The sequence below is a fragment of the Bradyrhizobium diazoefficiens USDA 110 genome (assembly GCF_000011365.1).
GTDB classification, from domain to species: domain Bacteria; phylum Pseudomonadota; class Alphaproteobacteria; order Rhizobiales; family Xanthobacteraceae; genus Bradyrhizobium; species Bradyrhizobium diazoefficiens.
The window spans coordinates 7969967-7983624 of record NC_004463.1 but is presented as its reverse complement, the minus strand read 5'-3'; the positions used below and the strand labels follow the sequence as shown (position 1 = coordinate 7983624).

Here is a 13658-nt window from a genome sequence, read left to right as displayed (position 1 = left end):
GCCGAAGGCGCGGGTGAGGGCTCTTTCCTCTAGGGGACTGTCCCGTTGCGGAGACACCCTCTCCCCAACCCTCTCCCGCAAGCGGGAGAGGGAGCGCACCGCGCTCGTTGTTGTCTTACGCCGCCACCCGCGCGCCGCGATCGACCAGCATCGCCAGCTCCCTGGCGTCCGCAACCACGCGCACGGCCATTGGCTCGTCGCGGCCGCGGATCGCGACCTCCTGCTGCGGCAGCGCGTCGTCGGCGAGGCCCGCGGTGCGGCGGACCTCCTCCGAGACGATGGCCTCGCAGGCCAGCGTCTTGGTCATATCCTGGAGGCGGGCGGCGACGTTGACGGCGTCGCCCAGCGCCGTGAACACGATGTGATCGCGATAGCCGATGTCGCCGATGATGACCTCGCCGCCGTGAATGCCGATGCCGAAGCGGATCGGCTGGCGCAGATCGTGGCTCAGGAGCTCGTTGAGCTCGTCGATATGCGTGGCGATGCCTGCGGCGGCTTTCAGCGCCTGCCGGCAGGCCTCTTGCGGATCGGCTGACAGCCCGAACAGCGCCAGCATGCCGTCGCCGACGAACTGGTTCGGCTGGCCGCCGTTCTCGACCACGGCCTGCGAGACCGCGCCGAGGAAGCGGTTGACGATGAAGACGGTGTCGAACGGCAGCCGCTTTTCGGCGAGCTGCGTCGAGCCGCGCATGTCCACGAACAGGCTGACGAGATAGCGCTCCTGGCCGATCCTGGCGGGCGTCGAGGCCTGCCCGCTCGCTGAGAGCGTATGCGCCGTGAAGAGCTGGAAGAAGGAGAGATCCGACGTCGGCCGCAGCTGGCAGGCGAGGCGGATCGAAGGGTCGGTGGCACCGACACGGGTGAGCACGAAGGCCTCGCGCTGTGACGGCTCGGGCAGGGCGCCATGATCGCCGATGATGCGGATGCGGCAGGTCGAGCAGCGGGCGCGGCCGCCGCAGACGCTGGCATGCGGCACATTGTGGCGCAGGCTCGCTTCCAGCACGGAGAGGCCCTTGGGGACCCGCACGGTCTTGCCGTTGCCGTAGGACAGCGCGATCATGCCGCCGCGCCGCTCGCGCAAGGCGCGCACGCCGCGTGCGGCCAGCGCCAGTCCGAGCAGGCCAACATAGCCGATGGTGAGGCCGCCGGTGATGCGGTCGAGCGTGTCGGCTTCCGCGACGGTGCCGACCTGGCGGCGGGTGAGATTGTGCGTGCGCCATTCCCCGTCGTCGGCTTCGATCGCGACGCTGCGGCCGCCCTGATAGACGCCGAGCAGCGCCAGCGTCGGGATCAGCACTGCGGCCGCGAGCAGATAGGGCGCGGCGCGCGTGAAGAAAGGCTTGAGGCGGAGCCAGAAAAAAATGCCGATACAGCCGTGGATCCAGGCGATGATCAGCAGGATCGTCATGGTCCAGATGCGGTTCGACGCGACGAAGAACAGGTAGAGTTCCTGCGGATAGAGTTTTTGGTGTCCGTACAGCGTCTGGCCGAGCCGCACACCGATCACGTGCGCCATGACCAGGGCGGGGATGCTTAAGCCCAGCACGAGCTGGAGCGGCTCGATCGTTCGCCAGCGGAACTGCCGCCGCTGATACAGCGCATAGATGCCGAGCCCCATATGGGTGAGCGCGGCGGCGTAGAACACGATCGCGACCGGCAGGAACTGCCAGAATGCGGTGTGGTAGTAGACCCCGACCTCCATGGCATCGACCGAGACGTTGCCGAGCGCATGGTTGAGGAAATGGCTGATCACATAGGAGAACAGGATGACGCCGCAGACAAGCCGCACCTGCCGCACGCTGGTCGCGCGGACGAGTTCGGGCATGTGGACAGGAGCGGTGGCCATGATTCGGTTGTATCAGTTCATGAAGGAGAACAGCCAGCCTAGCGTTTAATTCCAGCGGTGGACAGTTTTCGGGATCACATGCGCGGCAAGGTTACGAAACCGTAGGGTGGGCAAAGGCGCGCTGCCGCGGTCAGCCTCCGCTGTCGTCCCGGACAAGCGCGCCCACAGGCGCGCGCCGATCCGGGACCCCCGCGCGAGCGCTTGCGCTCGTCGCGATACCACAGGGAGTAGTTGCGGGCAGGCTGGTAACTCCGGGTCTTCGCCAAACCCCTCCCTGTGGGTATGGGTCCCGGATCTGCACTCGCTTCGCTCGTTGGTCCGGGACGACGGCAGATGGCGGCAATATCCCCCCACATTGACTCCCCCTCCCAAGTCGGGGAAAAGCGCGGCCGTGACGATCGCTCCCGACATCTCCGCGAAGCCAGACGGCGCCGAACGCCGTCTCATCCTTGCTGCCGTGCTCGTCATCGCCGCGATGACGCTGCTGCGCATCGTCTACGCCTCCGCGATCGAGCTGCGCACCGACGAGGCCTATTACTGGACCTGGTCGAAGGAGGCGGCGCTCAGCTTCCTCGATCATCCCCCGGGCATCGCCTGGCTCATCCGTTTCGGCACCGCGATCTTCGGTGACACCGCGCGCGGCGTCCGCTTCGGCGGCATCGTCGCGATGTTGGTGACGCAACTCCTGCTCGCCGACATCGTCCGCCGCCTCACCCATGATGCGCGTGCGGTCGTGTTGGCGGTGCTGATGCCGGAGGCTGCGCTCTACTACGGCCTCTTGATGGCCAAGGTCGCCCCCGACGTCGCGATGATCCCGTTCGCGGTCGCGATGATCTGGTCGCTGGTGCGGCTGGCGCAGAGCGATGATGGACGCTGGTGGCTGGCGGCCGGCCTGTTCGCCGGGCTGGCGATGCTGTCGAAATTCACCGTGATCATGTTCGCGCCGGCGGTGGCCGCTTTTCTTCTCGTGCCGGATTGGCGCTGGCGCTGGCTGCGCAGTCCTTACCCTTATCTGGCCGCGCTGGTTGCGATCGCCGTGTTCTCGCCGGTGCTGATCTGGAATGCGCAGCACGACTGGGCCTCGTTCCGGTTCCAGGGCGTGCGCGCCACCGCCAATTACGGCATCTCGCTCCGCACCGTCGGTGACTACATCGGCCTGCAATTCGGTCTCGTCGGCTTCGTCATGTTCCCGGTGGTACTGTCGGGCCTCGTGATCACGGCATGGCGCGCCTATCGCACGCGCGAGCCGGTCGCGATCCTGCTGTCCACCGCGGTGCTGGTGCCGTTCCTCTATTTCCTCGCGAAATCGCTGACGCTCCGGGTCGGCGACACCTGGCCGATGTTCATGTGGCCGGTCGGCTTCGCCGCGGCCGCGGTGAACCTCGTCATGCTGCCGCGTGAAAAATGGTCGGCGCGGATGATCCGGTCGAGCCTGTTCTGGGCAAATACGGCGATCGTCTCGGGCATCGCCTTCGTCGTCATCTTGTTCCTCTACTACGTCGCCGCGCCCTGGAATTTCCTCGGCAAGATCGATCCGATCGGCGCTGAAGCCGGCTACGAGCAGGTTGCAGCGCGCGCGCAGGCTGCGCTGGACGAGACCGGCGCGACCTGGATCGCGACCACGGACTACCGCACCTATGCTATGATGCGCTGGCTGTTCAGGGGCCGCGTGCCTGTCATCGAGATCAACGAGCGCGGCCGCTTCCAGGATTTCCGCGATCCCGGCATCGATCGGATCAAGGGACATTCCGGCATCTATGTCGGGCGCGAGCCCGACAATCGTTTATCGCTGTGGGAGAACATTCCCGCGAAGCGCGAGCAGCTCGGTCGGGTCGAACGCCGCTGGCGCGGTGTTCTGACTGATACCTACGTGCTTGAAAAGCTCACCGGCTGGACCCCGGAGCTGTCCCCGCCGAAGGATTCGCCGCTGTTCCAGTGGCGGGTGCTGGCTTTCCTCTCCCTCTCCCCGCTCTTGTCCGCCGAAGCCTTGGCGAAGGCCGATGCGCGACGAGCTTCGCTCGCGCTGAGAGGGTTGGGGTGAGGGGGAGTCTCCGCGGGGGAGGTGACAGTTGGACTCGCGGAGAGTCCCCCTCACCCGGATCGCATCTGGCGATGCGCTCCGGCCTCTCCCCGCAAGCGGGGAGAGGCGAAGAAGCTACTCCTCCTCGTCCTCTTTCTTCCGCAGCAGATCCGTCGCGAGATCCGACAGCTTCGGCGGCGGCAGCGCCGCGAAGGGCAGCGGGCGTGTCACCTCGATCGCGGCCAATCCGAGCCGCGCCGTCAGCAATCCGTTGAGTACGCCTTCGCCCAGCCGTTGCGACAGCTTCGCTGCAATCCCGTGGCCCAGCATCTGCTGCACCAGGCTGTCGCTCGCGGCCATGCCGCCGGTGATGGCGAGATGGGCGATGACGTGGCGGAGCAGGCGGATCATGCCGAGCGCGCCGGGCCGTCCGCCATAGAGGTACGCAAGCTGGCGGATCAGACGCAGCGCGGCGACGAACACGAACATCACGTCGATCGCCGCGCGGGGCGAAACGGCCGTGACGATCGAGACCTTTTGCGCGGCTGACGACACCAGCCGTCGCGCCTCCGCATCCAGCGGCGACATCAATTCACGCTCGGCGAGGCGGATCATGTCGGCGCCGTCGATGATCTCGCCGGTGTGGCTCTCCAGCGTGGCGCGGGCGCGTGCGAGCTGCGGATTCTGGTGCGCGATCTTCAGGAGGTCCTGCACGATGACGCGGCTCTCCTTGCGGTCGTCGCTGGCAAGGACTGCGGCTGCGCGCTGATGCAGTTTCTCGATCGTCGCGAGGCGCGCCAGTCCATACGCCTCGCGCCCGATCACCACCGCGAGCGCAAGCGCAGTGACGAATGCGAAGGCGAGCCCGACGAAGCCGAGGCTTTCGCTGCGCGCAAACAAATCCTCGATCAGATGAACCACGCCGAGCCCGACGCCGAGCAGCGTCAGCCCGGCAAGGCCGGACCAGAACAGCGCGCCCCAGGGGAGGCCGCGTCGTGCGGGCAGCACGGCTTCAATCGGCACCGGCAATGTCGCTGGATCGTGCTCCGGCGTGATCTGGATGGTGCCGCGGCCGAGCCGCGCCGTCTCGTCGGCTTCGGTGACGACGACGCCGGGATCGTCGAGCCGGAACGTCGCCGGCCGCCGCGGCGGGGATCGCTCGTTCATGAGAGCTTGTCTCCGATCAGGAACTGCAAGGCACGGTCGAGGCGGATGTGTGGCAGCGCCGGCTCGTCGTCACCCTCGCGCGCGAGCTTTGGCGGGCGGAAGCGCAGGAAGCGGAAGTCGCTCTTCTCGGCGGCCTCGGTCGAGAGGCCGCGGAAGGCATCCGTGCCGTTGAACAGCGGCTCGGGATCCAGGGGCAGGTCGCCGGGAAAGGTCGCAACCTCCGTGTTGCCGTCGAAGAACTCGCCGCCGGCGCTTTCGCCCGCCGCCGGTGTTCCCAGGATCGACGGCAATTTGTCGCGGCCGTGGGCGACCTGCGCCTCGCGCGTGGCGCGCACCGCGGCGAGCGCCACCACGTCGATCTGCGCGCCGGTATTTTCCGCGCGCGCCACCGCCTGCGTCACGGCGCGGCGGAGCGCGGCCTCGAGACGGTCGTGGCTGGAATGATGCAGGTGGTCCGCCTTGGTCGCCGCGAACAGGATGCGGTCGATGCGCGGCCGAAACAGGCTGGTGAGGAAGGTGCTGCGGCCGATGTTGAAGCAGTCGAGAATGCCGGCGAGCGCGGCTTCGAGATCGTGCAGCGCCTCGGGTCCGGAGTTGAACGCGGAGAGCGCATCGGCCAGCACGATCTGGCGATCGAGGCGCGCAAAGTGATCGCGGAAGAAAGGACGCACCACGACGTCTTTGTAGGCTTCGAAGCGGCGCACCATCATCGCCCACAGCGAGCCGTCCGGCGCCTGGCCGCCGACGGGCACGTCGAGCGGCGCGAAGGTCAGCGCCGGGGAGCCTGCGAGATTGCCGGGCATCAGGAAGCGGCCGGGCGGCAGCAGGCTCATGGCAAAGCGTTCTTCGCGGCACGCGCGCAAATAATCGGTGAAGAGCTTTGCGGCTGTCAGTGTCGCCTGCTCGTCCTCGCGCGCGTCAGGCTTGAGCGTGGCAAGATGCGCGTGCCAGCCGGCGGCAAGATGCGCGCGTGGCGCCTCGCGCGAGAGCGCAAGACTCTCCGCCGACCATTGCTCGTAGCTCTTTTGCAGCAGCGGCAGGTCGAGCAGCCACTCGCCGGGATAGTCGACGATATCGAGCGTCAGGGTGCGATCGGCGCCGTTGTGGCGCTGGTAGTCGACGACGAGGCGAAGCTCGCTGATGTCGACGGTCGAATTCGGCCAGTGCCGTTCCTCGACCAGCGCGCGCAGATGGGTCTCATAGGCAAAGCGCGGCACGGCATCGTCCGGCTGCGGCGCGAGGTGCGCCCGCGCGATCCGGCCCGAGGCATAGGCTTCGAATACCGGAAACCGGCCGCCGCGCGTCAGCCCATGGATCAGCGCGGTGATGAACACCGTCTTGCCGGCCCGCGACAGGCCGGTGACCCCGAGCCGCACCGTCGGATTGAAGAAGTGCTCGCCATAGTCGATCAGCGCCCGGGCCGACAGGCGCGCCTCTTCGACCATATCCTGGAAACTGAATGCCATGTGAACGTTAGGGGATCTCGGCGGGCGGAAAAGTGAAGCTGTTCACAAAGGTGGCAATTGCATGAGGAAAATCAAGCTTCATACTTCCACCGCCTTTGTCGGTAAATCAGCCGTTTGAACGACGCGCCGATCCCGAAAGACCCATACAACAAGGGCATTGTCTTGCCTTGCGGATTGCCATGACCGTCTTCCAATTGAAACAGTTTGCATCCACCTCCGTCCATGCTGCAGCCGACGCGATCGGCTGGAACTACGACCGGGCCGAGCTGATCGCCGACGGGATCATCCATGCGGTTGGTGTGTTCTCCGGTACCGTCGCCGCGACCGTTCTGGTGGTGCTTGCGGTGCTTTATGCCGACGCCACCGACATCGTCGGGGTCTCGATCTATGTCGCCGGCCTGCTCTCGATGCTGGTGCTGTCGGCGACCTATAATCTCTGGCCGGTCTCGCCGGTCAAATGGCTGCTGCGGCGCTTCGACCATTCGGCGATCTATCTCCTGATCGCCGCGACCTACACGCCGTTCATCCTGGAGCTGAAAGCCAGCGTCTTCGCGCTGGCGCTGCTCGTCTGCGTCTGGTGCGTGGCGATCGTCGGTATCGTGCTGAAGCTGCGCTATCCCGGCCGGTTCGACCGCGTCGCGGTCGGCATCTACCTCGCGATGGGCTGGAGCGGCGTGATGCTCTACGACGCCGTGGTCAAGGCGCTGCCCGCGCTGGTGCTAGGCTTCATACTTGCGGGCGGGCTGCTCTACAGCTTCGGCGTGATCTTCCATGCCTGGCGGCGGCTGCGCTTCCAGAATGCGATCTGGCACGGCTTTGTCTTGGCCGGTGCGGCGTGCCATTATACCGCGGTGCTCGACCTCGTGTTGAGCTGAGCAGGATCCGCGACGCGGAATAAGCGAAGCGGTATAAGAGCGGTACAAGACAAGAGGAGACGTCGCATGCAGGTGACCGGCAAGGTCGTGGTCGTCACGGGCGGCGCAAACGGCATCGGCAAGGCGCTGTGCGAGGCGTTTCACAAGGCGGGCGCCGCCAAGGTCGTCGTCGCGGACATGGACGCCGCCAACGCCAGGGCAGTCGCTGCCATGGTCGATGGCGCAGCCTTCAGATGCGACGTCGCGCAGGAAAAAGAGATCGCCCACGTCATCGAGGAGACCGAGCGGCAGTTCGGCCCGATCGAATTGTTCTGCTCCAATGCCGGTATCGGCGGCGGTTTCGATCCCATGTCGGTCAATGCCGGCGGCGCCTCCGACGAGCCGTGGCAGCGGAGCTGGGCGATCCACGTCATGGCGCATGTCTACGCGGCCCGGCATCTGGTCCCGCGGATGAAGGCGCGGGGCGGCGGCTATTTCCTCAACACCATCTCGGCCGCGGGCCTGCTGTCGCAGGTCGGCAGCCCCGCCTATTCCACCACCAAGCACGCCGCGGTCGGCTTTGCCGAGAACCTCGCGATCTCGCACAAGGCCGACAACATCAAGGTCTCGATCCTCTGCCCGCAGGGCGTCGACACCAACATGCTGCGCTCGATCCCGAAGGGCCCGCAATCCGGCGACGGCGATCTCACGCCCGAGCAGGTCGCAAGTGACGTGCTCGCGGGCCTGGCGCAGGAAACATTCCTGATCCTGCCGCACCCCCAGGTGCTCGGCTACATGCGCAAGAAGACCGAGAACTACGACCGCTGGATCGGCGGCATGGCGAAGATCCAGGCGAAGATGCGGGAAGAGTTCGGGAAGTGACCCGTTAGGTCATCCCGGGGCGGTCCGTAGGACCGAACCCGGGATCTCGAGATTCCGGGTTCGATGCTTCGCACCGCCCCGGAATGACAGTGTCGTAGCCCGGATGGAGCGAAGCGTAATCCGGGACAGTCTTTCCGCGTTGTGAGAAGCCCCGGATTGCGCTCCGCTTCATCCGGGCTACGGACCTCACGCTGCCGTCTCCGCCTCACCCTCCACCCGGCTCTGCCGCAACGCCCGGGCATAGAGCATCATGCCCTCGCGCACCGTGCGCTGCTCGGCCTCCGTCAATGCCGCCAGTGCGCCGCGCACCTGCTGCCGTCCGAATTCATGCAGCGCCTCCAGCGTGCGCCGGCCCTTGGCCGTCAGCGACAGCAGCTTGCTGCGTGCGTCTAGCTCGTCAGGCGTCTCCTTCAGTTCCCCGCAATCGATCAGCTTGCGCACCAGGCGGCTGACGCTGGATTTTTCCAGCCGCAGGAAATCGCCGAGCTCGCCCGAGGTCATCAGCCCGCGGATGCCGATCTCCAGAATGGTATGCACGGCTGAGGGCGGATAGTCCGACGCCGCCACCGTCGCATCCATGAAGCCGAGCTCGCGCACCATCAGGCGCGAGGCGGCGCGGATGTCGTCGATCAGCGAAAGCCCGGCCATCTTGACTCCCAGCATATAGTTGTATCATACAACTATATGCGTGCAGCGGCGCGCGCAAGCGTTTTGGAGTTGCCCATGAGCGGAACTTTGCCGGCTGGTCAGCGGATGAGGGGCAGGGTCTGCCTGGTGACGGGCGGCGGCAGCGGCATCGGCCGCGCCACCGCGCTACGGATGGCGTCCGAAGGCGCGGAAGCGCTCATCATTGCGGGCCGGCGCGAAGCCGAGATCGAGGCGACCGCCGCGGCGTGCCGCGAGATCGGCGCGGCCGCGATCGCGCTCAAGACCGACATCACGCGCGAGGACGACGTCGCGCGCCTCGTCGGAATCGCCGTCGAGCGTTGCGGCCGGCTCGATGTTGCCTTCAACAATGCCGGCTTCCAGGAGCGCCGCGCGCCGCTGGAAGAGCAGGGCACGGAGATCTACGACAGCGTGTTCGACACCAATGTCCGCGCGCTGTTCCTGTGCCTGCGCCATCAATTGCCGGCGATGCTGGCGCAAGGCCGCGGCAGCATCGTCGTCAATGCCTCCGTCAGCGGCGTGCGCAATCCCAATCCCGGCTTCTCGCTCTATTCGGCCTCGAAAGCCGCGGCGATCTCGCTGACGCGCTCAGCCGCCATGGAGAACGCCCCGCGCGGCATCCGCATCAACGCCATCGCCCCCGGCCGCGTCGTCACCGACATGATGCTGCGTGCCGGCGTCGGCGACGTCGCGACGGTAGCCGCAGGCCTGCCGTTGCGGCGGATGGGGAGCCCGGAGGAGGTGGCGGAAGCGGTGGTGTGGCTATCGTCCGACGCCGCGTCCTACGTGGTCGGGCACGTGCTGGCCGCGGACGGAGGATTCTTGGCGTCGTAGCCTTGCGGTGGTGACGCGACAAATTTGGTGTCGTCCCGGCCTAGTGCGCAATTGCGCACGGGGGCCGGGACCCATAACCCCAGGAAGGAGTTATGGTGCGACACTCCCACTACGAGTCCTCGCCAAACTCCTGCTTGTGGGTATGGGCCCCGGCCTTCGCCGGGACGACGATGTGGATATCGCGCGCGTCCCTAATGCTTCTGCCCGTACAGCACCGGCACCGCCGAATCCACGATGACCTCGACGAGGCTCGTGCCCTCAAACGCCATCCCGCGCTTCAGCGTCTCGCCGAGCTCTGCCGCCCTGCTCACCCGCACCGCGTGGCAGCCCATGCCCTCCGCAAGCCGTACGAAATCGATGCCCGGCAGCTCCAGCCCGGGCACGTTCCGCACCTGCATCACCTGGCTGAACGAGCGCATCGCGCCGTAGCCGGAATTGTTGATGACGACGACGGTCAGCGGCAGCTTGCGTTGCGCGGCGGTCCACAGCGCCTGGATCGAATACATCGCCGAGCCGTCGCCGATCAGGCACACGGTGCGGCTCTTCGGCTTGCCGAGCGCCATGCCGACCGCGGCCGGCAGCGAGTAGCCGAGGCCGCCGCTCGACATGGTGTAAAAACTGTCCTGGCCGAGCATCGGCATGAACTTCTGCATCGCGGGCCGGTGCGAGGGCACCTCCTCGACCAGCGATGTGCCGTCCGGCATCGCCTGCGCCAGCGAATGCAGCAGGAATTCGACCGGCAGCGGATCGGCGGCCTGCGGCGCCGGCGGCAGCGTGCGGCCTTTGGGCGTCGCCCGTTTGCTCTCCGGCAGCAGGTCGAGCAGCAGGCTCAGCGCCGGCTTCATCGTGGCGACGATGCTGGTGCCGACCGGCGTCACGGCTGCGGCATCCGGATCATCCGTGATCTGGAAGATCGTCGCGCCGCCGTCGAAGATCGCGGCATGCCCTTCGACATGGAAGGTGAACACGGGGGCGCCGACCACGACGACGAGATCGTGCTCGCGCAGCGCGTCGGAGAGCTGCGCGGGTGAAGCGTGCAGGAAGCCGGCGAACTGCGGATGACGCTCGGGGAACGAGCAGCGCGCCGAGAACGGGCTGACCCAGACGGAAGCCTTGGCCTTCTCGGCGACGCGCACCATCAGATCGACCGCGCCGGCGCGGTCGACGCCGGGGCCGACGACGAGGGCAGGGTGCTTGGCTGAACCGAACGCCGCGACCAGCGCCTTCATCGCCTCCCGCTCGGGCCCGATCTCGCGGCTGACCTTGCGCGCCTCGACCGGCGCCGTGGCATGCGTCCAGTCGTCGATCGGGATCGAGACGAAGGTCGGCCCGCAGGGCGGCTGCATCGCGGTGTAATAGGCGCGCGCGATTGCGGCCGGCACGTCCTCGGGCCGCGCCGGCTCGACGCTGTATTTGACGTAGGGCCGCGGAAACTCCGACGCGCGCTCGGCATAGAGGAACGCCTGGAGCGGCAGGATCGAGCGCGCCTGCTGGCCCGCGGTGATCACGAGCGGCGTCTGGTTGCGGTGTGCTGTGTAGATGTTGCCGAGCGCGTTGCCGACGCCAGCCGCCGAATGCAGATTGACGAAGCCGGCATTGCGCGTCGCCTGCGCGTAGCCATCGGCCATGCCGACCGCGGAGGCTTCCTGGAGCGCCAGCACGTAGTCGATGTCGTCGGGCCAGTCGCTGAGGAACGGCAGTTCGGTCGAGCCGGGATTGCCGAACACCCTGTCGATGCCGAAGGCGCGCAGCAGGTCGATCGTGGCCTGCTTGACGGTGACGGACTTGCTGCCGGTCTTGCCGTTCTTGGACATGGTTTCCGTTCCCGCGTGCCTATTGTTTGGCTCGTCATTCCGGGGCGCGAAGCGAACCCGGAATCTCGAGATTCTCAGGTGCGCAATTGCGCACCATAGTTCGGTCCTGCGGACCGCCCCGGAATGACGGTGTATCTATCACCACACCGCCGTGCCCTTCATCGTCGGCTGCCCCTCGGCGTTCGCGGTCCACAGCTCCATGCTCTCGCCGCCGTCGTTGGCGTTGATGGAGAATTCGGTGCCCTCGAACAGCGGCTGAAGCCCGCGATAGGTAAACTTCTTCGGCGCCTTGCCGCCCCGCAATTTCGCCGCCATCTCGATGATGAGCGCCGCCTGCAGCGGGCCGTGGAAGATCAGGCCCGGATAGCCTTCGACCTTGGTGACGTAGTCGCGGTCGTAATGGATGCGGTGGCCGTTGAAGGTCAGCGCGGAATAGCGGAACAGCAGCACGGGATCGGAGACGTGGGTCTCGCGATGCTGCGCCTTCGGCGGCGGAGGCGGGGCCTTGGCGCCGGCGGGCGCGCCGCTCGTCATCTCGCGATAGACGATGTCCTGCCGCTCGCGGATGGCGACGCCGCGCGGCGAGGTCACGGTGTGCTCGACCGCGACGAAGCACAGCGTACCCGTCGATCCCGTCTTCACCGTGACGTCGGCAATGCGCGAGGTCCGCGTCGATTCATCGCCGACGCACAGCGGCTGCAGGAACTCGATCTCGCCGCCGGCCCACATCCGGCGCGGCAGCGGCACCGGCGGCAGGAAGCCGCCGCGGGTCGGGTGGCCGTCAGGGCCGAGCATCGACATCGGAAACACCGGCTGCGCCAGGCACCAGTGCACCGTGAACGGTGCGGCATCGCCCTTTTTGGGCTCGCCGACCTCCTGGAACAGCGTCGCGCGCAGGCCCATGACGAGCTGCGCGGTGACGATGTCGGTGGCCTCCGCGCTGCGGCCGATCCATTGCCGCAAGTGATCGATGTCGAGCTTCCCGGTCATGATGCCTCGCTCTTGTTATTTCTTGGATGGCCGTTCGCCGATGGCCGGCACGGCACCATAGCTGCGCGTTTCGCCGACGATGATCGGGGCCGGTGCGGGATAGCTGACGCGGCCGTTCGGCGTGTCCACCTCGATGCGGCGCAGATGCGGGTGGTTGGTGAGGTCGGCCATGGTGTTGACCTCGGCAAAGGCGATGTCGGCATCGGACAGCCGCTTCAGCAGTTCGTCGCGCGTCATCTTGCCGAAGGCATCGGCCACCGTCTTGTCGGTGAAATCGCGGTTGCGCACGCGCTCCACCATGTTGGCGACGCGCGGATCGGCCGGCAGGTCGGGCTGGTCAAGCACCTTCACGCAGAGCGTCTTCCACTCGCGCTCGCTCTGGATCGAGATCAGGATGTCCTTGCCGTCCTTCGAGGTGAACACGCCATAGGGTGCGATCGAGGGATGGCGCAGCCCCATGCGCTTCGGCGGATTGCCGGCCTCCGAGTTGAGCAGCGGCACGGTGCACCAGTCCGCCATGACGTCGAACATGGAGATGCGAATGTCTGCGCCCTTGCCGGTGCGCCCGCGCGCGATCAGCGCCTCCAGGATCGCCGCATGCGCGGTGGCGCCGGTCGCGACGTCGACAATGGACATGCCGACGCGCGAGGCGCCATCAGGGTTGCCGGTGATGGAGGCAAGCCCGCTCTCGGCCTGGATCAAGAGGTCATAGGCCTTGCGGTGCGCGTAGGGACCCTCGTCGCCATAGCCGGTGATCGTGCACGAGATCAGCGTCGGATAGTCCTTCAAGAGCCGCTCGCGCGAGAAGCCGAGCTTGTCCATCGAGCCCGGCTTGAGGTTCTGGATCAGCACGTCGGCGCTCGCGATCAGCTTCTCCAGTTCGGCGCAGCCTTCCTTGGTGGCGAGATCGACCACCGCCGACTGCTTGCCGCGGTTGAGCCAGACGAAATAGCTGCTCTGGCCCTTGGCCGCCGCGTCATAGCCGCGGGCGAAATCGCCTTCCGGCCGCTCGATCTTGATCACCTCCGCGCCGGCATCCGCCAGGCGCGAGGAGCAGAACGGCGCCGCCACCGCCTGCTCGACCGCAATCACCCTGATCCCGTCAAGTGCTCCCATGAT

Annotated in this window: 11 protein-coding genes; 4 read left to right on the top strand and 7 right to left on the bottom strand. The window is 66.8% G+C overall.

Translation table 11 applies throughout. From position 1 onward, the window contains the following. Positions 1-115 precede the first annotated feature (115 nt). Positions 116-1846 (bottom strand): adenylate/guanylate cyclase domain-containing protein, encoded by a 1731-nt coding sequence (locus tag BJA_RS36795; protein ID WP_011089991.1) that lies wholly within the window; start codon positions 1844-1846, stop codon positions 116-118. A gap of 475 nt (positions 1847-2321) precedes the next feature. Here BJA_RS36795 and BJA_RS36790 point away from each other — a divergent pair, with 475 nt between their 5' ends. After that, entirely contained in the window at positions 2322-3887 is a 1566-nt protein-coding gene (locus tag BJA_RS36790; protein ID WP_236842279.1) for a glycosyltransferase family 39 protein, read from the top strand. A 114-nt stretch (positions 3888-4001) separates the two neighbouring features. On the opposite strand, the gene BJA_RS36785 is transcribed toward BJA_RS36790, so the two are convergent. Next, the gene (locus tag BJA_RS36785) at positions 4002-5033 is read right to left on the bottom strand and encodes a YcjF family protein (protein WP_011089989.1); all 1032 of its coding nucleotides are present in this window, start codon (positions 5031-5033) and stop codon (positions 4002-4004) included. Then, positions 5030-6499 carry a YcjX family protein gene (locus BJA_RS36780; protein WP_011089988.1) on the bottom strand — a complete coding sequence of 490 codons (1470 nt, stop codon included), beginning with the start codon at positions 6497-6499 and terminating at the stop codon, positions 5030-5032. The genes BJA_RS36785 and BJA_RS36780 overlap by 4 nt, the downstream gene beginning before the upstream one ends. 179 nt (positions 6500-6678) lie before the next feature. On the opposite strand from BJA_RS36780, the gene trhA reads away from it, so the two are divergent. Next, positions 6679-7374: a PAQR family membrane homeostasis protein TrhA gene (gene trhA, locus BJA_RS36775; protein ID WP_011089987.1), complete on the top strand. Its 696-nt coding sequence runs from the start codon at positions 6679-6681 to the stop codon at positions 7372-7374. A gap of 66 nt (positions 7375-7440) precedes the next feature. After that, positions 7441-8235 (top strand): SDR family oxidoreductase, encoded by a 795-nt coding sequence (locus BJA_RS36770; protein WP_011089986.1) that lies wholly within the window; start codon positions 7441-7443, stop codon positions 8233-8235. Between the two features lie 186 nt (positions 8236-8421). Here BJA_RS36770 and BJA_RS36765 read toward each other — a convergent pair whose 3' ends face one another. Beyond that, positions 8422-8883, bottom strand: coding sequence for a MarR family winged helix-turn-helix transcriptional regulator (locus BJA_RS36765; protein ID WP_162494156.1), 462 nt, complete (start codon positions 8881-8883; stop codon positions 8422-8424). A 75-nt stretch (positions 8884-8958) separates the two neighbouring features. Here BJA_RS36765 and BJA_RS36760 point away from each other — a divergent pair, with 75 nt between their 5' ends. Beyond that, positions 8959-9735 carry an SDR family NAD(P)-dependent oxidoreductase gene (locus BJA_RS36760; RefSeq protein WP_011089984.1) on the top strand — a complete coding sequence of 259 codons (777 nt, stop codon included), beginning with the start codon at positions 8959-8961 and terminating at the stop codon, positions 9733-9735. A gap of 191 nt (positions 9736-9926) precedes the next feature. Here the strand turns inward: BJA_RS36760 and mdlC are convergent, their stop codons facing one another. The 3 genes from mdlC to BJA_RS36745 all read right to left on the bottom strand — a co-directional run bounded on the left by mdlC (position 9927) and on the right by BJA_RS36745 (position 13655). Continuing rightward, positions 9927-11549, bottom strand: coding sequence for a benzoylformate decarboxylase (gene mdlC, locus BJA_RS36755; protein ID WP_011089983.1), 1623 nt, complete (start codon positions 11547-11549; stop codon positions 9927-9929). Positions 11550-11687: 138 nt separating this feature from the next. Continuing rightward, positions 11688-12539 (bottom strand): FAS1-like dehydratase domain-containing protein, encoded by an 852-nt coding sequence (locus tag BJA_RS36750; RefSeq protein WP_011089982.1) that lies wholly within the window; start codon positions 12537-12539, stop codon positions 11688-11690. Positions 12540-12554: 15 nt separating this feature from the next. Further along, positions 12555-13655, bottom strand: coding sequence for a CaiB/BaiF CoA transferase family protein (locus BJA_RS36745; protein WP_038965471.1), 1101 nt, complete (start codon positions 13653-13655; stop codon positions 12555-12557). Positions 13656-13658 lie beyond the last annotated feature (3 nt).